Origin of the sequence: Allobaculum stercoricanis DSM 13633, assembly GCF_000384195.1 — a bacterium.
Classification (GTDB): Bacteria; Bacillota_I; Bacilli_A; order Erysipelotrichales; family Erysipelotrichaceae; genus Allobaculum; species Allobaculum stercoricanis.
Genome location: NZ_KB913034.1, coordinates 342,482 through 365,668, shown reverse-complemented (window position 1 = coordinate 365,668; position 23,187 = coordinate 342,482). Strand labels below are relative to the sequence as shown.

The window sequence follows — 23,187 nt, the reverse complement described above, 5'->3', positions numbered from 1 at the left end:
TTTGTATTTGAGCCATATCTTTGTTATAGTAATTCGGCATGAATAATTAACAGCATACAAAGTCATAGCTAAGGCGAAATAGCTTAAGAGATGCGAGTAACAGTAAGCTGGCTGAAGAAAACATCGTCTATTTCACCCGCAATGAAGATTTGTATCCCGTTATTGTTTTTGTTCGAAGACAATAGGAGGAAAACATTTATGTCTAGAATCACAGGTTCAACTTGGAAAGTTTCCCGTCGTCTGAACTTCTCTATTTCAGAAACAGGAAAAGAACTTGCAAGACGTCCATATGCTCCAGGTCAGCATGGTAAAACACGTCGTGTAAAATTAACTAACTACGGATTACAGAAACAAGAAAAACAAAGAATCCGTAACGTTTATCAGATCTCTGAAAAACAGTTCGCTAACTTATACAAAAAAGCTAACAAAAAAGCTGGTGCTACTGGTGAAAACTTCTTAGTTATGCTTGAAAGCCGTTTAGATAACATCGTTTATCGTATGGGCTTCGCAACTACTCGTCGTGCTGCTCGTCAGCTCGTTAACCACGGTCATATCCTTGTTGATGGTAAAAAAGTGGATATCCCTTCTTACGCATTAAAACCAGGTATGGTTGTAGAAGTTGCTGAAAAAGATAAAAACAAAGCTTTCATCAACGATGCAGTTGCTGCTGCTACATCTTTCGTTGACTTCGTTGAAGTAGACAAAGATGCTAAAAAAGGTAAATACGTTCGTTACCCAGAACGTGCTGAACTCTTCAAAGATCAGCCAATCAACGAACTTCTTATCGTTGAGTACTACAACAGATAAGAATTCGAATTCGTCATCTCGACGATCAAGCGAAACCTTCCTTTATGGATGGCTTCGCTTTTTTTATTTTGGCCAAACAAAATGCCTGTCTGGAAGAAACAGGCATTTGTACAATCTGGTTTGATCAATTTAATGGAGATATTCAACATTTTCAGCAATTAAAGAATAGTTATGATACGTTCTTCCTTCCTTTTCCACAATATTCGTTTGGATTCTTCCACGAACACTCATCCAGCCATCAATTTGGCCAGTCGCCACAAGTGTTTCTGCGGCACCACGCCATAATTGCACAACGATTTGGTCAAATTCATATTGCCCTTGTGCATTAGGAAATGGTCGTTGAACTTGTAAATTCAGATCACATCGTTTCCAACCATTTTTACTCCGCTCAATTTCTGGGATTTCCATAATTTTTCCGATAACAAAAAATTGATTCATGTGACCTGCCCCCTTATTTTGCCTTTATTATTTTGATGATTTCTTTATTTATTCCTTTGTTTATTTGTTTCTTTCAATCCTAGTGTTGCCAGATTCCTATCGATTCATTTTGGATTGGATATGAAAAAATGCGTCAAACCTGCTGATTGTAGTTACACATGTACTTAATTCGATCATCCTCCTTTTTTATGAAGCTTTAGCTCGTGTTCTTAGTATAGGAAGAGTCTATCTTGATGCCAAATTCACGATCGAATGATAAAACGCAAAAAAACGCAGATTATCATAGAGTTTTCCATGATAAAATGCGTTTTTTCTTCAGTTATCATCAAATAGGACCATTTATAAAAAGATCTATTCAATTCTAATCATTTGCTTCATCTTGATTTAAAGACTCAAGTGGCAAAATCGTCGTTGTGCTCATTTGTTCCATATTCAAGTTTTGAATAAATGCATTCACATCTTCTAAATGGATACTTTCAAGTACATTCAGGTCTTCCAATGGATCGTAGCCTTTAAAATATCCTCCGACACTTTGTGAAGCCAATGTTTCAAATCGTTCACACAAGCGGATACTTGATGCTTTTTCGCGAATGAGTAAGCTTTCAAACACTTCTTTTGAAATCGGTGTTTTCGCCTTTAATTCTTCTTTGACGACTTGAATAAACCGATCTGGGTCATTCGTTTGCGCATAAATCAAAATATAGCCGTGATCTTTGGCTAAATCCGCTTCTGCACCACATAATCCGCCAATGAGATGAGAATCAATCCAGTTTTGAAATTCAGGGTTCATCGATTCAAAGCGACTATTTAACCATAAATTCATCATATAATCATCACGAACGTAATGCCATGCATCCTCGGCATGAACATCGAGTTTAACCCCCACACATGTATACGGCAAATCAATGTCCATATGCAGCGTTTTACTTTGTTGCAATACTTCGCAAGGCTCACTTGGTAAAATTCGTTTTGCTAAGTGTTGAACTTTTGATGGATAGTTTTCTTCTTGTTGTTCGATAAAATCAAACAAATCATCTAAATCGTGCCCGGTAACGCCGACAAGGACAAGTTGGGCTGGATCATACCAGGTCTGATAAAACTGTTCTAAATCTTCAACACTAATTTTGGAAATATCTTCTGGCGTTCCTAAAATCTCTTCCCGCATTGGATGATTATGATACATGCTTTTAAATGTTTCAATTAACAAGCGAGATTCAGGTTCTTGATCATATTGTGAATATTCACTCAAAATAATACCCCGTTCTTTTTCGACCGTTTCTGGGGTGATTTCTAACGTTTGGACAAAATCGATTAATAGTTTTAGCGGTTCATATGGACTTGCATTGGTCCAAACAAAATAAGATGTTTCATCATAACCCGTTGCCGCATTGGTCTTTGCTTGCGCTTGGGCAAGCGCATAAGTAACATCTTGGCCATTTAAGCGAAACATTTGATGCTCCAAATAATGCGCACAACCATGCGGATGACTCACAATTTGATCGCCAATTTGATCCGTGATGTTAATTCCTCCTGCTGGAATTCCTAACATGAATAGCGATTTCGCAAATCCTTCTTTTTGAATCAAAATGACATGCATTCCATTTTTAAGCGTTCGTTGTTCACGTCGAAGGGGTAATTGAATTTTCATTTTACTCTCCCTCCTTTTGCACCAATTGTGCACTTGCCGCAAGTTTTAAACGACTTGCCACACGCGCTAAATCTTCTTTCGTCACAGATTGAATATTCTCCATAATTTGATCTACACCGATTTGCCGGGCCAAAATTTCATTGAGGAATTGTTGTTCCATCATGCTTGTTGGTGAATCTTTTTGTCCCGCCATCCCATCGCAAATTTCCATTTTGACGCTTTCTAATGTTTCTTCATCATAGTTTTGCATGACGACATCAGCGATCACTTCTTGAATGAGGCGCTTGACATCAGGTAGATGTTTACGATCAGTTCCTGTTGAAATTACTAACGCTCCATCAAAGCGAATTAAATTCGTGTTAATCGAATAGCAGTAGCTGTGCTGTTCACGAATAATTTCAAACAATAGCGAAACAGAGCTTGCTCCAAGCAAGCCATTTAGCACCAATAAAGCAAAATAATCTTCGTGTTGAGGTAAAACTCCTGTTTCGTAAATTTGAACGAGAGAGCTTTGTGAAATCTCCCTTTCTAACGTTGTTTCTGCAAAAGGTTCACTCACGAGTGCTTGCCATTTTGCCATTAATGGTTTGCCTGGATATTGAGTTTCTAACATGTCTGTGATTGCTTGCCCAAATTTACCAACCATTAATGTCTGGCATGGTAAGTTTTTCAACATTTGATAGCAAGATTGAACATCTGCTAATTCGATTCCATCAAGATCTTCCAAATAGCCTTGCATACTGATGGATAAGTGATTTCCTTTTCCAGCAATTTTAAGGGCTTCGCGAAGGGCTCGTGAATCTGGATCTTGATCGAGATAAATCAAGCGGTTTTTCAAAAGATATTTCGCTTCTTGTAAAAATTGTTCTGTTAAAAGAGGATGATTTAATGATTGATCAAGTAAAGTTAAAATTTCTTGTTCGTAATGGTCATCTTGAACTAAATCAGCCCGAATATAACTTATGCGGCATTCAATCATGAGTTTTTCGCCATAGCCCATAATGCCATAGCCAATTCTTGCTCCATATGCATGTGCATCGGCTGCTGCTTTGGATTGGCGCGTATTAAATTTTTCTGTTCGTGCCGATAAAAGCGCACATAACAAATTCCATGCTGTTATTGTTTTTCGATCTAAATCAGTAAACCAACGAACACTGATTGTATTTTCGATAAATTTCTCTGTTTTGATTACTTTCATAAATTGCTCTATTCCAACTTGAATGATCTTCACTTGAATGGATCGTTTTCTTCATTCAAATGATCGATCTTTTCATTTTTGTTCGATCTAGCCTAGATCAAACAACAGTAAAACATATATTAACATGCTTATTCAAAATTGCATGACTGAAACCTAGATCTTGCCTATGCAACTATTCTTTTTCACATCTGTTCTTTAGGAAATTCTCGCTTTCTTTAAAGAGACTTCCTTCCCATTTCGAAAAAAAAAAGAGGCGTAAGCCTCTTTCTGAAATCAATTTTATAAGATTAACGAACGTGAATATAGCCGATTAACGCTGCAGAGCAGTTTACGGAGAACATTTCTGTTGTATATCCGTTCCATCCGCCGTGTACAGCCATACCATTTCCTGCGTAAATTGCTACGTGACCACTGTAGATGATGATGTCGCCTGGAACTGGATTGCTTGTCCAATCACCAAGAGCAGCATAGTTTTCTGGCCAACCGTGGAAGCTAATTCCAACAGCAGCAAGAGAGTTTGTTACTAACATTGTGCAGTCTTGGCTCATTCCAAGCTGTGCAACAGCTGCTGCATAGATAGCAGAAGCTTTGTCAGTATTCACAACAGGTTCTTCTACTACTGGCTGATCAACTACTGGTTGATCAACTACAGGTTCATCAACGATTGGTTGATCGACAACTGGTTGATCTACGACTGGTTCATCAACTACTGGTTGATCGAAGATTTCTTCTTGAACCACTGGTTCTTCATATACAGGTTCTTCTACGATTGGTTCTTCATATACTGGTTCTTCTGCAACTGGTTGTTCAACTACAGGAGCAGGTGCTGGTTCTGGTGTTGGAGCAGATTCTGCTGCAGGCGCTGGTTCTGGTGCAGGTGCTTCTGAAACCAAGCCAGATTCATCAACGATCATGCCATCGAACTGGGCATTTGTCATTAATGTTCCGTCTTCATTGAAGGCATATGTTTGTCCTTCAATTTCTTTTAATGGTTCAGTGTTTAAGGAGCCATCCGCATTGTAATAAGTTTTAGCTCCATTTTCCATCTGCCAACCTTGTTTAACCATGCCTTGGTCGTCAGTGTAGTAAGTTGTTCCTTCAACTTCAAAGTTACCGATCACTGTACGTCCGTTTTCATCAAAGAAATAACGTGCACCATCGATATCCCTCCAAGTGGATTTCACTGGATTTCCATTTTCGTCGAAGTAGTATTTATTACCTTCTTCATTAATCCAAGCATTTGCAACTTTGAACCCTTTTTCATTATGGTATGTTCCATCTTCATTCCATCCAGAATCGAGACAACCTGTGTCCTGGAAGTTATAAGTGGTTCCTTGAATTTCGGATTTTCCAGTTACTGCTTGACCGCCATTATCAAAATAATAAGTTTTATTGTCTACATTTTGCCAGCCATACTGCATATCACCATTTTGATTAAAGTAGTATGTCTGCCCGTCGATTTGAGTCAGGCCTTTAGCTTTTTGGTGATTATCTAAAACGTAGTAGCTAACTTCACCTTCAGTATGCCAACCTGGTTGAACTTCATATGCATGAACGGTAGAAATTACCGGACCAGCAGCGCATAAACATAACGTAATCGCTAGGAGTTTACTGTGTTTTTCTACAAAATTCATTTCATTCTCCTCTCTTTATCGAACACTGATAAATTACCACAAGAGTGTATTTCGCGCAAAATTCCCAATAAAAATCTTTCGAATTTCTTAAGAATTTCTAAGTATCGCTATTCGTTCAAGTCCTTTATTTAAAGTGTAAATCAAATCTTTTTGGGAATTTATGTGAGATAAGGTGTTTTTTCCGTTTTTTCTCGCCATGAATTCTTTATAAATCAATTCGATTTACATCATTTTTATCAACTTATTTTATGATAAAAACAATCTTCTAAGATAAAGAAATTTGCGATGAGATCTAGAATCTAATCTTAAAACAATAATTATCATCATTTTAAGATTAGGTTCCCTTTGAACTAAGCCGAGTTTGTCTAAAAATAAACTCAACGTTGCCATTTTACAGACTTTCAAACAATAGTCTACCCATATGCAAAAATTGTAAGATCCCAAAACCCTTAAGAATTTCTTAATAATTCGCATTTTTACTTTATTTATCGGTGTATTCTGTATTTTATGTGATTTTAAAGGAATTTTGAGATTTTATGCGAAAAACATACTTTTTTTAAGTGCGATACTTTTCAAGACTTGATCTTTGCTTCTATAAGAAAAGCGATAGAGTTCTTCTTTTTCTATCGCTTTTCGTTTCTTCATTTTGTTTTAGTCTTGTTTTGCCGCTTCTAAAGCGATCTTGTCTTGCAGTTCTTGTCGAATTTGTTCGAGGTATTCAGGGCCTTTTAAATACTCGTCATGACTTAATCCTGGATAGTTTTGTTGGCGTAATGCCTCATACACCATGATTGCTGCACAATTGGAAAGGTTTAAAGAACGTGCATCTTCTTTCATTGGAAGGCGCATGCAATGTTCTAAGTGCTCAATTAAAATTTCTTTTTTAATCCCAGTACTTTCTTTTCCTAAGACAAAGAAATAGTCATGAGATACATCTGAATAATCAAATTCTGCTGGAGCACGGTGTCCATAACGTGTTAAAAAATACATCGTATCTTTTGTTGCATTCGGATTTTTCGCTAAGAAATCTTCCCAGTTTTTGTATGTGTGAATATCGGTTGATCGAACATAGTCCATTCCCGCCCGTTTTAATGATTTATCATCTACGCGAAAGCCAAGTGGTTCAATTAAATGTAATGTCGATCCGGTCGCCATGCATGTGCGGATAATATTTCCAGTATTGCCTGGAATTTCTGGTTCATATAAGACAACGTGGTTCATTGTTGTAAATCCCAATCTTTCTTTAACATTTCTAATGCTTGTCCACGATGTGAATAAGCATTTTTCATTTCGGCAGGCACATTAGCACTTGTCGTTTTAAATGGTGGAAAATAGAAAATTGGATCATAACCAAATCCATTCTCCCCTTCAATTTTATCGTGGATAAAACCTTCCATATTGGCACGATAGACGTGTTCTGTACCATCTGCTTCAATCCAGGCGATTGCACAAGCGAAACGTGCGCTACGCTCATCTCCTGTTTTATCCTTGATCGCATCAAGAATTGCTTGGTTTTTAATCGTATAGCTTGTATCTTCGCCCATAAAACGTGCGGAGTAAATTCCTGGTGCTTTATCTAAAGCGTCTACTTCTAATCCTGAATCGTCCGCCATGACCGCTTCATGCACGATTTGATGCAAAGCTCTCGCTTTGATCAGTGCATTTTCTTCAAATGTTGTTCCATCTTCAACGATGATGGGTTCTTGGTCCAAATCTTTGAGGGTTTTGATTTGAACATTTTCACCAAGCATCTTCGCAAACTCTTCTGTTTTATGCGGGTTTCCCGTCGCAATCCAAACTGTTTTCATATGTTTGTCCTTTTCTATCCTTAATCGCAATGAAGTGTATTTTTTATGTCTATATTTACTTCTCTTCATCGATTTGTTTTGAATGATCACTTGTGATCTTATCGCAATGTGTCCAAAATCGAAATTCTTATGCGAAAACAATAGCCATTTTCCCTCTGTTTTCACGTGTTGAACAAGCTTGTTTTTCCCTGTTCTTTTGTGATGTTCTTACCTTGTTATATATATAAGGAAATGCATCATTTATTTTTCTGATGACAAATAAGTAAATTTAGGATGCAAATCTTTCCTTAAAGTTAAAAAAATGAACTATCCGGACAATTCAGATAGTTCATTTTTCGTAATCATTGATTCAACGCCTTGTTTATTGAACGATCATTCCTTCTGGAATTTCAATGCCAAATAAGCTTAAGAAGTCAGCAATTTCTGTTTCAACTTCGCTAGCTTTAACCATATGCAAGTTTTGTTGTTGCCATGTTGCCGCTGCAATTTTTGCATTAGGAACCCCTAATTGGTCCACTTTTGCTTCAACATCCGCTTCAATCGTTTCTGGTGTCGCACTTTCAAGATATGTATGCATAGCATCTAATTCATCTTGATACTTTGCTGCTTGATCTTTTTTCACAAAGAGTGCCGCTTGTGGGTATCCTTTGTGTTCACTTTCGAAAGACTCGCTCCAAAGTGCTTGCAAGTCAGCAACTAAAGATAATTCTGTGCCGTTTTCTTTAGCTTTTGCAACTGCACCTGCTGCAGCTGGTTGAGCTAAAAGAGCACTATCTGCTTTTTGAGAGAGTAATGCTGCGGAAGCTTCCACAACCGAAGGATAGTATTCAATTGTGGCTTGCATGTCTGGATATAAGGAATTAAAAACCATTCCCGGAACTGCTTTTTCTCCAAATGCCGCAATTGTTTTTCCGGCTTCATTCCAATTTTCATCCTGTGAAACAATATATAAATTTCCCCAAGTTAAAACGGAATCTAATTGATAAGCTTGTGATTCTTTCCAAGTTTTTACGCCTAAGTTAATTGGAGCGACGATCAAATCATATTCGCTATCTGCTTTCGACAGTTCGCTAACTAATAGATCTTGACCCTCTACATATTCCACTTCGGCTAGATCCCCTAATCCTAGTGTTGCGAGTGCTGGAGCACCTGCTGGCGCTAACACTTTGATTGGTTCACTACTTACTTCACTTAAAGCTTGGGCACTTGACGTTGTTTGGGCTGTAGAACAAGCTGCTAAAGTCAGGGCAACAAGGAGGCTCGCTCCCCATTTTAATCCATGACGAATAGACATTTATCATCAACCTCTTGTTTGAATTTATCTAATGCCACATTTAAATCTAATGTCTGAGCGTCTTTGCTGCCAGATTTACGAATTGTAACTGTATTGTTTTCAATATCTCGATCCCCGACAACGATTTGATATGGGATTTTATTGATCTGTGCTTCACGAACACGATAGCCAAGTTTTTCATTGCGATCATCGAGCGTTACACGCATACCGAGTGCTTCTAATTGATCTGCAACTTTTTTCGCATATTCATAGTGTTTTTCTTGGTGAACTGGAATGACAACGAATTGTCTTGGCGCTAACCATAATGGGAAGTGACCTGCAAAGTGTTCAATCAAGATACCGATGAAACGTTCGATCGAACCATAAACAACACGGTGTAACATTAATGGAGTTTTCTTTGATCCGTCTTGGTCAACATAAGTGCAATTGAAACGTTCTGGTAAGTTCATATCCAACTGGATCGTTCCACATTGCCAATCACGTCCTAAAGAGTCTTTGATATGAATATCTAATTTTGGTCCGTAGAATGCCCCATCTCCTGGGTTTACGACATAGTCTTTACCTGCTGCATGGCATGCATCAGCAAGCGCTTTTTCGGAACGATCCCAGATTTCTTCTGTTCCGATGTAGTCTTTTTCTGGACGAGTAGATAATTCGATCGTATAAGGTAAACCAAATACGCTGTAGATTTTATCGATTAAAGTTAATACGCCTTTTACTTCAGATTCGATTTGATCTGGAGTGACGAAAATATGCGCATCGTCTTGTGTAAATGTACGAACACGGAATAATCCATTTAAAGCACCAGACGCTTCGTGACGGTGTACTTGTCCAAGTTCACCAACACGTAATGGTAAGTCTTTATAAGAATGCAGATCGTTGTTATATACGAGTAATGCACCAGGGCAGTTCATTGGTTTAATCGCAAAGTCACGATCATCTACTTTTGTTGTATACATGTTGTTCTGGTAATGATCCCAGTGTCCAGAACGTTCCCAAAGTTCTCTAGACATGATAATTGGTGTCTTGATGAACTTGTAGTTTGCTTTAGCATGAACGTCATACCAGAAGTCTTCTAAAAGATTTCTTAAAATCATGCCATCTGGTAAGAAAATTGGCATACCTGGAGCATATTCAGAAATTGTGAACAAGTTCATTTCACGACCCAATTTTTTGTGGTCACGTTTTTTTGCTTCTTCTAATGCTTCTAAATAGCCATCTAAATCTTCTTTTGTATCAAAGGCGATTCCATATACACGTTGTAAAACTTTGTTGTTTTTATCACCTTTCCAGTAAGCACCAGAATGTTTCAGTAATTTAACGTTTTTCAGTTGTTTTACAGATTCTACGTGTGGTCCACGACATAAGTCAGTGAAATCACCTTGAGAATATACAGTAATGGATCCATCTTCTAATCCTTCGATTAAATCTTCTTTATATGGATCGTCTTGGAACATTTCGCGCGCTTCTTCTTTAGATACTTCGCGGCGAACAATTCTCTTGCCATCTTTAGCAAGTTTTTTCATTTCTTTTTCAATCTTCACTAAGTCTTCATCAGTTAAATTGACATCGCCAAGATCCATATCGTAGTAGAACCCATCCGCAATAACAGGTCCAACCCAGAATTTAGCTTGTGGGTATAAATGTTTTACAGCTTGCGCCATTAAGTGAGCCGCTGAATGGTTCAGCATCGATAAGTGTTCATCTTCTAAAATATTAACGAGTTCCATTGTCCTCATCCTTTCTGATTTGATTATTGATATTTGTGTTGAAAACACAAAAAAACGACAGAATCCCTAAGGACGCCTGTCGTGCGCGGTACCACCTTATTTCAAGAAATCTCTTCTCTATAAATATATAGACCTCGATTTCTTGCTCTTTGAATGCTTTAACGCAGCAATACGGCACACCTTTTCAGGGGCGATTCCAAGGGAGTAACGTTTAGATTTTTCAAAGGGCTCGCATCACCCGCCCTTCTTTCTGAATCCAAATTCCAAACGCCATGTCCTTTTCAACATCTTTGATCCAATTATAGTCAACACAATTCTAGCTTGTCAAAATTGAGCCTCTAAAAAACGAACAATTTTTGTTCTTTGATCTAATTTTCGACATTTCATTTTTGAATTCAAATTCTTTGTTTAGCGTTTGATTCGTTTTCCAGATTTGATTTAGTCATTCAAGATGATTAGACTGGTTTTATGACTATTATTGAAAATATTGCCCAATCACTTTCTTTAAAAACAAGCCAAATCCAAATTGTTTTGGACATGTTTGAAGAAGGGGCCACCATTCCATTTATTGCCCGTTATCGCAAAGAACAAACCGGCAACTTAGATGAAGATCAACTTCGTTCCATTGAACAAACATGGAAATATCAAAACGCTTTGCAAGATCGTAAAGCATCAATCCTGCAAATTTTAGAAGAGAAAAAACTTCTCACTCATGAACTCAAGCAAGCGATCGATGAATCACAAACTCTTGCCAATCTAGAAGAAGTGTATCGACCTTATAAAGAAAAACGAAAAACAAAAGCGACAGAAGCAATCGCTAAAGGTTTTGGTCCACTTGCTGATCAAATCTGGGAACAAAAATACGATCCTGCTCAGTTAGCAGATACCCCATCGCTTGAACAAGCCGGCTACATTTTGGCTGAAAAAATTAGCGATCGGGCGGATTTAAGAAAAATGGTTCGCGAATATATCGAGAAAAACGAATCGATCACAAGTATGAAAAAGAAAGATGCCCAAGATCCACAAGGCATTTATCAAAACTATTATGAATTTTCCAACACGCTGACTCGCTTACCGAGCCATAGAGTTTTAGCTCTTGATCGTGCGGAAAAAGAAAAAATCTTAACCGTGTCCATTACGAGTGATGTCGACACTTTACAAGCGTTACTCCAAAAGAAACTATTAAAACCCTCTTCCCCATCTCGTGCTTATTTAGAAGCAGTCATTCGTGATGCTTTAGTGCGTTTAATGCTTCCTAGCATCAAACGCGAAATCCGTTCCGAATTACGGGAAAAAGCGCATGAACATGCCATTAAAGGATTTGCGGCAAACTTATCCCACTTGTTAATGGCCCGTCCTTTAAAAGGCCAAGTGTTATTATCTTGGGACCCTGGCTATGTTAATGGTTGTAAACTTGCGATGTTATCCGCAAATGGTGCTGTTTTAGATACAACTGTTGTTTTCCCTTTCCGTTTTATGGGGAAAAATGATGAAGTCAATCAAGAATCGCGCGACTATCTAGAAGCCGTTAAAGTTACAAAACAATGGATTCGCCAATACCATCCAACAATTGTCGTCATCGGCAATGGTACTGCAAGTCGTGAGTCAGAAGATTTGATCGCCAACTTACTTGAAGACTATCCTGACATTTCTTATTTAATTGGATCGGAAGCAGGCGCTTCGGTTTATTCTGCTAGTGAACTAGCTAAAGAAGAATTTCCTGACTTACCCGTTGAAAAACGTTCTGCTATCTCGATTGGCCGACGGGTACAAGATCCACTCTCTGAACTCGTTAAAATTGATCCTCAATCTTTAGGGATTGGAGAATATCAGCACGACGTACCACAAAAACAACTCCGAGAAACGCTCGATTTTGCGACTGATAAAGCCGTTAACCAAGTAGGTGTAAATATCAACACTGCATCACCATCGTTATTGCGCCACGTTTCTGGTTTGAAAAAGCCCCAGATCAACAAAATTGTTAAAGCGCGAGACACTCATCCTTTCACCAATCGTTTGCAACTGGAAAAATTATTATCTGCTCAAACTTACCAACAAAGTATTGGGTTCTTACGCATTCTCAATGGTGAAAACCCACTCGATAACACCGGCATTCACCCGGAAAGCTATGAATTGACCAATCGCTTATTACAAGAAGTGCATTTATCATTAAGTGATCTTCATACCCAAAGTTTTAAAGATGCACTTGCCAAACTTGATGCCAAAGCATTGGCAAAAACTTTAGAGAGTGATCTATATACAATCACCGATATTATTCAAGAACTTCACTCTCCTGGACTTGACCCTCGTGACAAAATGGATGCACCTATTTTGAAAAAAGGCATCTTGAAAATTGAAGACTTAACTGAAGGAATGGAATTACAAGGAACAATTCGCAATGTCACTAGTTTTGGTGCCTTTGTCGATATTGGATTACATGAAGATGGCTTAGTCCACATCTCACGTTTATGTAATCATTTTGTCAGCGATCCAAATGAAGTCGTTCATACCGGACAAATCGTGACCGTGTATGTCGTGGATACCGATGTTGCTCGCAAACGTATTTCCTTAACGATGATCGACCCTTCCGCTCCCGTTCCAGAGCGAAAACCGCATAATCGCAAAGGAAAACATCCCCAGAAAAACAATCGAATCAATCGTAGGGATCGCTAATTCATGTCGCAAAAAGATCTTTGCCTCAAGTAAAGATCTTTTTTTCTGCATTTCGACTTTCCTACTCCCAAAAAAAGGATCTTCATCCATGACGAAGATCCTCTTTAATTTTATTCATGTGCATGATTAATGTGTTTCTGTTTTAAATTTGGATACATTTAAAACGCGAATTGCATTGAGAATACAGAGAACAGAGACACCAACATCCGCAAAGACTGCTCCCCACATATTCACAAAACCAAAGGCGCCTAAAATTAACATACCGACTTTAATCACAAGGGCAAAGACGATATTTTCTTTGGCGATATGAAGCGTCTTTTGCGAAATTTTCATTGCAGTCACAAGGGCTGAAAGTTTATCTTCCATCAAGACGATATCAGCCGCTTCAATTGCCGCATCGCTTCCTAAACCGCCCATTGCGATACCAACATCAGCTCTTGTTAATACTGGTGCATCATTAATCCCATCGCCGACATAAACGACTGCCCCTTGATGCTCGCTATCTAAAATTTGTTCGAGACATTCAACTTTTTGTTCAGGTAAAAGTTGTGCATGTACTTCATCAATTCCCGCTTGTTTAGCGACCGCTTGAGCAACGCTCTGACTATCACCAGTCAACATCACAAACTTGTTGACGCCTTCTTTTCTCAGGTTAGCGAAAACTTCTTTGGCTTCAGCTTTTGGCTGGTCAGCCACTTCAATCATCCCTGCATATTGACCATCAATAGCCACGTGGACCATTGTTCCCAGTCCCGTTCCTTGTATAAGATTTGCTTCATCAATGCCAAGAGAAACCATAAGTTTTTGGTTTCCTGCCGCAACACTTTGGCCATCGACTTGGGCAATCAAACCTTTTCCGGCAATTTCTTGCACATCTTGAACTCCAGTTTTAGGATCTGCAAGTTGTGCTTTTCGCAAAATACTCGATGCGATTGGGTGTGTTGAATATGATTCTGCTTTGGCAACAAGTGTTAATAACGCTTCTTCGCTCATGTTCAACGCTGTGATTTTGCTCACTTCAAATGTTCCATGCGTCAGTGTTCCCGTTTTATCGAACACCATCGTTTTAACTTCTGATAAATCTTGTAAATAAGTACTTCCTTTAACGAGTACACCGCATTTAGAAGCACCACCGATTCCTCCAAAGAATGCTAATGGTACAGAAATGACGAGAGCGCATGGGCAGGAAATAACAAGGAATTCCAGCGCTCGATAAATCCAAGTTGACCATTGTCCATCAAATAAGGATGGAACAATCGCTAAGGCAATTGCTGAATAAACAACGATTGGTGTATAGACAGCCGCAAATTTTGTGATGAATTGTTCCGAACGACTCTTTTTATCCGTTGCATTTTCAACCATTTCTAAAATTCTGGCAACTGTCGAATTTTCATATGGACGACTTACTTCAACACGAAGCACACCTGTTTCGTTAATACATCCTGAAATCACTTCTTGTCCTGGACGTACTGAACGAGGTACACTTTCTCCGGTTAAAGCCGACGTATCCATGGAGCTTGTTCCACTTAAAATCACACCATCTAGCGGAACTCGTTCCCCTGGTTTGATGACAATAATGTCGCCTGTTTTGACTTCTTCAGGATCAACTTCTTCAATTGATCCTTCTTTTTCTAGATTGGCATATTCTGGACGAATATCCATTAAGGCTGCAATGTTCTTTCTTGAACGATCTAATGCATAAGATTGGAACCATTCTCCAACCTGATAGAACAACATAACCGCAACTGCTTCTGAATATTCTTGTAAACAAAACGCTCCGATCGAAGCGACTGCCATCAAGAAGTTTTCATCCATGAAGTCTTTATTTCGAATATTCATGACTGTTCGTTTCAAAACATCACTTGCAATATACAGATAAATCAACAAATAAAGACCGGCGAGGACAAGTGGTGGATAAGTGATCCACAAACTAGAGATCGTCACGCCAAAATAACAAGCGGCACTAATTAAAATTCGTTTCAGGTTTTTCTTTTGTTTTTTTGTCATAGTTTGCCGATCCATTAAATATGAATAACAATGTCGTCATCAATTTTTTTCATTTTTTCAGCAATTTCATGAATAATTTTGTCTTGAGCGTCTGCTTCTGCTTCAATGACTAATTTTTGAGTCATCACGTTAACTGAGCAGCTTTCTACTCCTTCTGTTGCTAATGCGCATTTTTCTAATTTGCCTGCGCAAACTGGGCAATCTACTTCAATTTCATATGTCTTTTTCATCTTGGTTCTCCTTTTATAGTTGAATGCTCGTTCAACTGTTTACATCTTGATTATACATCTTTCGAACAGTTGCGCAACCATTCAACTGTTATTTTTACAATTTTTTTCTCGATCGTTGCGTGCAACTCGATTTACTTACTCAATTGTCTTTTTTCAATAAAATACGATGAGTAGTTGACAAATTTGATAGAATAAAAAAATGGTGAATGTTAGATTCAATCTACATTTTGATCCAAAATTCTCTAAAATCATTTCATTTCTCAATGCATCTCGAATTGAATTGCTTTTTACTCTATTCGCTTTTGCTGATAAAACAGAATCAGAAAGGATAATTTCATGAATCCAAATGAAAAGGCTTCTTCCAATACAACTTCTTATGCTTATGAAATTTGGGATCAACAAGCCTATAACCTGGCCAAGTCTCATACTCCCGAAGTTGAAACCATTGATCAACTTGCCAATTTTTATAAAATCATGGCCGATCCAACCCGTTTAAAAATATTGATCGCTTTAGAAAGTGGCGAGCTTTGTGTTACGGATATCGCATTGCTCGTCAACATGTCCCGTTCGGCTGTTTCCCACCAGCTACGATCCCTTAAATCCGCTAAACTTGTTCGTTCTAGAAAAGATGGCAAAGGTGTGTTTTATACATTAGATGACGAACACATTCATTCCATCATTAACGTTGCCCTCACCCATATTAAAGAATAAGAGCTACCACATCGTTTTATGCGGTAGCTCTTTTTTATCGATTTATTTTATGGGATATTTTTTATTTCACAGTTACAGTTGTGATATGTGGATTAGCCCCTTCATACCAGTATAAGAAACCTTCGCAATCGATCACATCGCCGACTTTGAGTTCTTTTACTGCTTTATATACATCTGTTTCTGTTCCTGTTAAATAAGATTCAACAACGAAAGTATAAGTTTTGTCATCTTTTGTGACATTGAAGTAAAGGTCATTTCCTTCTTCTCCAGAACCATCATAGTTATATAAGAAAGCTTCTTCAGATCCTTCTTGTGCTGGAGCAACTGTTAAATCTTTGAATTGAACGAATTCGTTTTGGTGTTTAATCAGTTCTTCTTCATTTGCGAGTAAGTCTGTTACATCCGTTGCTGTTGCAGTCCATTTTTCGCCTTCAACAACTTCAACTTCTGCACCTTCTGCAATTTCAACTTCGCCAGACCATTCTGTTTTGAAGCCTTTAACTTTAATTTTTGTACCTTCTGTTAATTGTTCATAGAGATCTTCACTTACAGCAGCATTGTAGATGAAGTAAGCACCATCACCATCTTGTGCATAGATTGTTGCTTTGTCTTCCCACCAAGACTGTTTTGCTTGAACATATGCTTCAATTGTAACTTCTGATTCTAATTCAGCATCCATGTATTCCTGATAAGTCATTACACCTTCAGATTTTGCACTTGGATTTGCTGCAGTTTCAGTTGTTGCTGCACCAGAACCATCTGCTGCTGGTGCATTATTGGAGCATCCAGCTAAGGCCATGCCTGCACAAAGAACAAGAGCAGTTAAGGCATTCTTTTTCATATTTCCTCCTACGTGATCGCTTAATCACTATCTTATCCCTTATCGGGTCGATATCTTTAGTTTACTTTGTTTTTTTCTAAAAGGTTCAAAAAAATCATATTCGTCCTAATATTGGACTATTTTGTTTATCGGTTGGCTTCAAACCCTCAATTCTGTTCATTATTCCATGGCTCACCGATTTATTTTATGAAGATTTTCGCTTTTGAATGTACTTGCGTCCATAAAACAATGCGATCAAAACCCATGTACAACCAAGAATCGTCAAAAACCATCGAGAGGACGAAGGAAGTGGTCCTAACTCTTTAGACGTTTCGATTGTTTGACTGAGTTGGTCTAAGCGATAGAGAGATGTAACTTTATCATATAGTTCATCTAGATAAGCATCATCAACCGTTTGTTTTCGACGCGTCGAACGAACAACATCTTCAATTAACTCTCCAGCCGCATTTCGTAATGACGCTGAGCCATTAAATACCGGCGTGGTAAACGTATGATCTAAGTTATTTAACAACAGTTTTGTTGCTTGGATTTTGACATCGTAGTGTTCAAGATCGTCTTTTCCTTCATCTTGTAAATATTGTTGATAAATCGGATCATCAAGTGCTTGTTTGGTTACAGGTAAATATCCTTCCGTTTGGGAATACGGAATTTGGACTTCATTACTCATTAAGTATTGAACAAATAACCAAGAAGCTAATACTTCTTGTGGGTTCTCTTTACCAAACACTGCCATGGATGGACCTTGGGAGATCATTTGAATATTGTTGAGATCTGCTTGGGGTACGGGGCGAACAATTGTTTCAAACTCAGTAAAGTCTTCTTCACTAATATCAGAAAGTGGTGCATGCGCTCCCATCCACGTTGCTCCTGCAGTCGAGTCTACCGCAAAAATAGTTTGTGAAGCATTCAATAAGTTGGCTGGATAACCAGAAACCTTAAATGTCGAAAAAGCACCCATCTGGGTTTCTGCAGTAATCGTTTTTAAATATTCGCGAGTCGTATCATTGAATAAATCAATATTTCCTTGTTCATCACTATAACCGGCATTCGATTGGGCTAAATATTGAATCATCATGTTATCTGTTGATTTATAGATGAAAGGAATCAATGTTTTTTGGTTGTTCACTTGATAGATTCCATCGGCTTGTTTTGTATTAATCGCCGCATTACAAACTTCCCAAATCCAGTCCCAAGTTACAATTTCCGGAATGTCATAACCAAGATTGTCGACGAGTTTAGCGTTAATATACAACGCTTCGGTTGAACGCATAAAAGGCATCGCATATTGCGTATCACCAATTACGCCTTCTTGCACAAATGATTCAACGAGTTCATCTTGATTTGGCCCATCAAACTTTAACTCCGTCCCGCCTAATCCATACTTCTCATCTTTCATTAATTCATCTAATCCCACCACAATGCCGTCTTGTTGAATATAAGAGGCAATGTGATCAGGATAGGTGATCGCAATATTCGGTGTAGTATGCGTCGCAATGTTGGTAATCACATCGTTATAGATTTTCCCATAGTCGGTATAGAGCTTCATATTGACAGTTACATTTGGATATAACTTTTCAAAGTTAGTGATCGCTTGTTTATAAACTGCCGTTTGATTTTTATTTGTATCATTTTTCGCCCAAAACGTAATTTCGATTGGAGTTGTCGTATCGAACTGTTCGGGTATAGAAAAAGAAACTTTTGTTTTCGCACCATGACAACCACTCAAAACAAGTGCAAAACAAAGCGAAATGGTGATCGCTATGCGAGCAAATAAACTGCGCTTCATCCTTTTGTCCCCCCTCGAACAACACCAGACATAATTTTATGGCGATTGAGTAAGAACAAGATAATGAGCGGAATACTAATAATGACGACCGCTGCCATCATCGCCGGGATATTGGCCCGTCCAAACCCACTTTCACGAATTTGTTGGATTCCATTGGAAACGAGATAGTACTTTGAATCATCTGTAATCAAACTTGGCCAAATATAGCTATTCCAGCATTCAATGACTTTTAAAATCGTAATCGTCACGACAGTTGGGCGACACATTGGCACCATGACTTTCCATAAATACTTCCAATCTGAAGAGCCATCAATCTTTGCGGCATAATATAAAGAATCAGGGATTTGCGCAAAGTTTTCTTTCAATAAATAAATATAGAAGACAGATGTAACAGAGGGCAAAATCAAGCCTAAAAACGTGTTTCTCAAATTCAATTCCGTAATCGTTTGGAAATTGGTGATGACCACTAATTCATTCGGGATCATCATCAATGCTAAAAATCCCGTAAAGACAATGTTTTTCCCTGGGAAATCTAAACGGGCAAATCCATATGCAGCAAGAATCGAGACGACGACCATTAAAGCCGTTGTAATCATCGTAAAGATGACCGTATTGAACAAATAGCGACCGAGATCAACTTCTGTGAAGGCATAAATATAGTTTTCAAACGTTGGATTCGCACAGAATAGTTGCGGTGTATATTCGGCATTATAAGCGCTATATCCTTTAACAGACGTTAGCACCATCCAGTAAAAAGGAAACAGGACCATAATTGCCCACAAGACTAATAAAAGCCAAGTGATTGGTTTTCTTTTTTTCATCCCACTATCCTCCTAACTGTAATGCGTATATTTTTTCGAAACCATTAAGTTAATCACTGTAATGGTTAAGACAATCGCAAATAATAAAATCGCCGCAGCCGATGCATAGGATGGATAACCACCTCCATCGCGATACAACATATCAAAGACATATCCAACAAGAGTATTCATACCCGCTGAATTCAAATTCGTTCCAAAAAGGGCAACCGCATCAGAGTACGCTTTAAATGCGCCTATAAAACCAGTAATGATTAAATAGAAAACAGATGGTGAAATCAAAGGTAATGTAATTTTATAGAACGTACGCCACGAACTTGTTCCATCAATTTTTGCAGCGTCGTAATACATCGGATTCACACTCGCTAAGGCACTTGTCAAAATTAAAATTTTAAACGGCATAACGACCCAAATCGTATAGAAACAAAGGACAAACATTTTTGCCCAATAAGGTCCATCAATAAAATCCACAGGACTCAAGCCAACCCAGCCCATGACCATATTCACAAAACCGACTGAATATGGAGTTTGTTTAAACAGCACCATAAATACCATTCCTACCGCTAACGTATTGGTGACGTAAGGTAAAAAATAAATCGTTTGAAAAAGTGAACGCAACTTTTCGATTCGCATCAATAAAAATGCGATGGCTAACGATAATCCTGTAGAAATAGGAACTGTAATCACAACAAGTAAAACCGTATTGATCAAAGCTTGCGTAAAATACGGATCACGTAAAACATATTGATAGTTATATAACCCAATCCCTGCATATTGCTGGCTTGCAGAACTATATCCTTCTTCGAGCGAGTAAATAAACACATCGATTAACGGATAAATCAAGAAGACCGCTAAAAAGAGGAATGCCGGCAAAAGATACAGTAGGCCTCTGTATTTTTTCATTCCAAATCCCTACTTTCTGCAATCGCCGACAGTGCATAACGCAGTCTTTGCCCATCATTCACATCAAACAGGAATACTTTATGTGGCTTCAAATCAAAAACAGCTTGGTTATCTTGTAGTAAATGTAAATGTTCTGTCGATAGAATCGAACGAACAAAAGGAGCTTGGCACGCTGTGTTTTTGGAAAGAACACTCATATCGCGTCCCATTACTTCTGTGCGCACAAATTCATTATGTAAATGACCATTTTCTTTAAGGATATATCCTTCCGGTCGAACGCCAATCACGACGTTTTGATCCTGCTTTTGATCCACATCCAAAACTGCATCATTTCCAATCCATAATTTTCCTTGTTCGATACGTCCGTCATATAACGTAATGGGTGGCGTTCCTAAAAATTGCGCCACAAACTGGTTAGCTGGATCATCATAAACATTTTGCGGAGAATCGATTTGTTGAAGAACACCATCTTTCATCACTACGATCAAATCCGAAATACTCATTGCTTCATCTTGGTCATGCGTAACAAATACAGTTGTAATGCCTGTTTTTTGTTGAATACGACGAATCTCTTCACGCGTTTGCAGACGAAGTCTTGCATCCAAGTTAGATAGTGGCTCATCCAATAACAATACGCGAGGCAATTTGACTAACGCTCGCGCAATCGCAACTCGCTGTTGTTGTCCACCAGAAAGCTCACCAGGCTTTCGATCTAACAAACCTTCAATTTTAACGAGCTTTGCGGCTTCTTCTACTCTCTCCTTCATTTGATTTGGATCCAACTTTTGATCCCCTTTTAAATTTTCGAGCGGAAAACGAATATTTTGTTCAACACTCATATGTGGATACAGCGCATAGTTTTGGAAAACCATTCCTACTCCACGTTCTTCAGGTGGTAAACACGTTACCTCTTTATCCCCAAAGAAAATCTTTCCTGCACTCGGTTTTAATAACCCACTAATCATATTCAGTGTTGTACTCTTCCCACACCCTGATGGTCCAAGTAACCCCACTAATTTTCCATCCGGAATCACAAAGTTAAAGTCATCAACCGCAACAACTTCTTTGTTTTTATTTTTTCGCCCTTTACCAGGAAAAACCTTGGTTAAATGTTGCAATCCTATTTCCATAAAATCCTCTCAATTTTCAAAAGCTCTGATTCATACCAATCAGCTTTCTTTATATCTTTGTTTATATTCTAAACCACATATTAAAAATCAAAACATTTCTATCCATTTCTCTTTTAAAATACGCATTACACCAAGGCAAAGAGAAACTTTGTAAACCCATGATGAAACGCCCTTATTAATAAGTTATATCATCTTATTTTGATGATATTTTGTTTTTAAAAAATGTGTATTACAAAAGCCATCGATCAAAACAATAAATCCGTCACCAAAAGAAAAGATAATTGAACGTCCAAATTTTAATGAGATTAACTTTCTTCGGATGAAGATTTCTCCAACTCAGTTCTAATCATCAATTGATCAAAAACAACTCATTTTGACTAAAAAAGATAAAGGCGTAACAAAAACAACTTTTTTTATCTACTATAGTCCGTTCAAAACAAAAATATTGTTACAATGGTGTCATGACAGGCATCTTTTTTGAAGAACTAATCGCCCCATTTCCATCATATGCACAGGGCGTAGATTATATTGAAAACGAAGTGGCCAAAGGTCGCTTAGTCCCGATTAAAAGCTCTGGACTCAACGGCAAAAGGCCCGCTTTGTATCAGCGTTATCGCAAGGTCAAGCAAAAAAAAGATATGGCCCCTTTAGTTGCCAAAGCGGACCGACTAATTGAGCCTCCCCTTTCTGCAGCGTTTTATAAAAAGCATCCAGCGCAGTTTAGCAAAGATGAATCCATGATCGTGGATCTACAACACTGGCTGTCGATCCATGAAGACCCACCCGAAGAAGTCTCGTGTAACGAACGCAGTTTTGAAATCTTTGGCCAAGAAAAAATTCTTGCACAACATGGAGATAGACTTTGTCGTAACCTGGCACTCAATCCCAAGCGTCTAGCCTACTACCAGACATACGAGCCACTAGCGATCTACTCACGAAATGATGAGCCCGGGCCACTTCTGATCGTCGAAAACCTAGATCCTTTCATTTCCATAAGACGCCTTCTCATAACACAGACGTCCATTCTCGGTTTTGACCTGCAAAGCATAGCCTATGGAGGCGGATATCGGATCGAAAGCTATTTTATGGATCTGCTTTTATTCGGTTCCCCTGCGTTACTCAACTCGATCGATCCAGTCTATTACTGGGGCGATCTGGACTACGAGGGGATTCGGATCTTTGAATCGTTTGCAGCAAGGTACCCAGAAGTCCGCATTATTCCTTGGCTCCCAGGCTATGCGGCAATGCTTGAGGCGAAACGAAAATTTGATATCGAAAAGAAAACAATGCCACAATATAAAGAAAAGCAGGAACCAACAACAGGTGAGTATTTCTTTGCCTTTTTTGATTCCGAATTTACAAGCACAGTTCGTGAGCTATGGAATAAGGGACAGTATATCCCCCAAGAAATTCTCAACCATACCCAATACAAATCTTGCTGATCAGATGTTAAATCTCTTTAGCCTGTTAATGCATTTCCATCCACGCACCTCGTTTTATGAAATTTATCTGACAGATAAGAATGTCAGGC

General features: G+C 38.4%; 19 protein-coding genes. 4 read left to right on the top strand and 15 right to left on the bottom strand.

Annotated elements, in window-relative coordinates; all coding sequences use genetic code 11:
• The first annotated feature begins 198 nt into the window (after nucleotides 1-198).
• Nucleotides 199-807, top strand: a complete 609-nt coding sequence (gene rpsD, locus ALLST_RS0101710) for a 30S ribosomal protein S4 (RefSeq protein ID WP_019892262.1) — start codon at nucleotides 199-201, stop codon at nucleotides 805-807.
• A gap of 129 nt (nucleotides 808-936) precedes the next feature.
• On the opposite strand, the gene ALLST_RS0101700 is transcribed toward rpsD, so the two are convergent.
• From ALLST_RS0101700 to thrS, 8 genes are all read right to left on the bottom strand, one after another.
• Nucleotides 937-1,245 (bottom strand): single-stranded DNA-binding protein, encoded by a 309-nt coding sequence (locus tag ALLST_RS0101700; RefSeq protein WP_019892260.1) that lies wholly within the window; start codon nucleotides 1,243-1,245, stop codon nucleotides 937-939.
• Nucleotides 1,246-1,606: 361 nt separating this feature from the next.
• Nucleotides 1,607-2,893: an EF-P 5-aminopentanol modification-associated protein YfmH gene (gene yfmH / locus ALLST_RS0101690; RefSeq protein ID WP_019892256.1), complete on the bottom strand. Its 1,287-nt coding sequence runs from the start codon at nucleotides 2,891-2,893 to the stop codon at nucleotides 1,607-1,609.
• 1 nt (nucleotide 2,894) lies between these two features.
• On the bottom strand, nucleotides 2,895-4,091 hold the full coding sequence (locus ALLST_RS0101685; protein WP_019892255.1) for a M16 family metallopeptidase: 1,197 nt from the start codon (nucleotides 4,089-4,091) through the stop codon (nucleotides 2,895-2,897).
• A gap of 287 nt (nucleotides 4,092-4,378) precedes the next feature.
• Entirely contained in the window at nucleotides 4,379-5,725 is a 1,347-nt protein-coding gene (locus ALLST_RS0101680; RefSeq protein ID WP_019892254.1) for an NlpC/P60 family protein, read from the bottom strand.
• A gap of 651 nt (nucleotides 5,726-6,376) precedes the next feature.
• On the bottom strand, nucleotides 6,377-6,946 hold the full coding sequence (locus ALLST_RS0101670) for a tRNA (cytidine(34)-2'-O)-methyltransferase (RefSeq protein WP_019892252.1): 570 nt from the start codon (nucleotides 6,944-6,946) through the stop codon (nucleotides 6,377-6,379).
• Entirely contained in the window at nucleotides 6,943-7,533 is a 591-nt protein-coding gene (rdgB, locus tag ALLST_RS0101665) for an RdgB/HAM1 family non-canonical purine NTP pyrophosphatase (protein ID WP_019892251.1), read from the bottom strand. Before rdgB ends, ALLST_RS0101670 begins: the two co-directional genes overlap by 4 nt.
• Nucleotides 7,534-7,894: 361 nt before the next feature.
• Nucleotides 7,895-8,827, bottom strand: coding sequence for a hypothetical protein (locus ALLST_RS0101660; RefSeq protein ID WP_019892249.1), 933 nt, complete (start codon nucleotides 8,825-8,827; stop codon nucleotides 7,895-7,897).
• Entirely contained in the window at nucleotides 8,806-10,557 is a 1,752-nt protein-coding gene (gene thrS, locus ALLST_RS0101655; RefSeq protein WP_019892248.1) for a threonine--tRNA ligase, read from the bottom strand. The genes ALLST_RS0101660 and thrS overlap by 22 nt, the downstream gene beginning before the upstream one ends.
• A 468-nt stretch (nucleotides 10,558-11,025) precedes the next feature.
• Between thrS and ALLST_RS0101650 the strand changes: the two genes are divergently transcribed.
• The gene (locus ALLST_RS0101650; RefSeq protein ID WP_019892247.1) at nucleotides 11,026-13,230 is read left to right on the top strand and encodes a Tex-like N-terminal domain-containing protein; all 2,205 of its coding nucleotides are present in this window, start codon (nucleotides 11,026-11,028) and stop codon (nucleotides 13,228-13,230) included.
• A gap of 126 nt (nucleotides 13,231-13,356) precedes the next feature.
• On the opposite strand, the gene ALLST_RS0101645 is transcribed toward ALLST_RS0101650, so the two are convergent.
• Nucleotides 13,357-15,237, bottom strand: a complete 1,881-nt coding sequence (locus tag ALLST_RS0101645; RefSeq protein ID WP_026472731.1) for a heavy metal translocating P-type ATPase — start codon at nucleotides 15,235-15,237, stop codon at nucleotides 13,357-13,359.
• A gap of 14 nt (nucleotides 15,238-15,251) precedes the next feature.
• Complete coding sequence (locus tag ALLST_RS0101640; protein WP_019892245.1) at nucleotides 15,252-15,467, bottom strand: cation transporter; 216 nt, start codon at nucleotides 15,465-15,467, stop codon at nucleotides 15,252-15,254.
• 336 nt (nucleotides 15,468-15,803) lie between these two features.
• Here ALLST_RS0101640 and ALLST_RS0101635 point away from each other — a divergent pair, with 336 nt between their 5' ends.
• The gene (locus tag ALLST_RS0101635; protein WP_019892244.1) at nucleotides 15,804-16,178 is read left to right on the top strand and encodes an ArsR/SmtB family transcription factor; all 375 of its coding nucleotides are present in this window, start codon (nucleotides 15,804-15,806) and stop codon (nucleotides 16,176-16,178) included.
• Between the two features lie 61 nt (nucleotides 16,179-16,239).
• On the opposite strand, the gene ALLST_RS0101630 is transcribed toward ALLST_RS0101635, so the two are convergent.
• The 5 genes from ALLST_RS0101630 to ALLST_RS09740 all read right to left on the bottom strand — a co-directional run bounded on the left by ALLST_RS0101630 (nucleotide 16,240) and on the right by ALLST_RS09740 (nucleotide 21,656).
• Nucleotides 16,240-17,019: a hypothetical protein gene (locus tag ALLST_RS0101630; RefSeq protein WP_019892243.1), complete on the bottom strand. Its 780-nt coding sequence runs from the start codon at nucleotides 17,017-17,019 to the stop codon at nucleotides 16,240-16,242.
• 184 nt (nucleotides 17,020-17,203) lie between these two features.
• Nucleotides 17,204-18,805, bottom strand: coding sequence for an ABC transporter substrate-binding protein (locus ALLST_RS0101625; RefSeq protein WP_019892242.1), 1,602 nt, complete (start codon nucleotides 18,803-18,805; stop codon nucleotides 17,204-17,206).
• Nucleotides 18,802-19,626: a carbohydrate ABC transporter permease gene (locus ALLST_RS0101620; protein ID WP_019892241.1), complete on the bottom strand. Its 825-nt coding sequence runs from the start codon at nucleotides 19,624-19,626 to the stop codon at nucleotides 18,802-18,804. Before ALLST_RS0101620 ends, ALLST_RS0101625 begins: the two co-directional genes overlap by 4 nt.
• Before the next feature lie 12 nt (nucleotides 19,627-19,638).
• Complete coding sequence (locus ALLST_RS0101615; RefSeq protein ID WP_019892240.1) at nucleotides 19,639-20,526, bottom strand: carbohydrate ABC transporter permease; 888 nt, start codon at nucleotides 20,524-20,526, stop codon at nucleotides 19,639-19,641.
• Nucleotides 20,523-21,656: an ABC transporter ATP-binding protein gene (locus ALLST_RS09740; protein ID WP_019892239.1), complete on the bottom strand. Its 1,134-nt coding sequence runs from the start codon at nucleotides 21,654-21,656 to the stop codon at nucleotides 20,523-20,525. Before ALLST_RS09740 ends, ALLST_RS0101615 begins: the two co-directional genes overlap by 4 nt.
• A gap of 461 nt (nucleotides 21,657-22,117) precedes the next feature.
• On the opposite strand from ALLST_RS09740, the gene ALLST_RS0101605 reads away from it, so the two are divergent.
• Nucleotides 22,118-23,098, top strand: a complete 981-nt coding sequence (locus ALLST_RS0101605; protein ID WP_019892236.1) for a Wadjet anti-phage system protein JetD domain-containing protein — start codon at nucleotides 22,118-22,120, stop codon at nucleotides 23,096-23,098.
• Nucleotides 23,099-23,187: the final 89 nt, after the last annotated feature.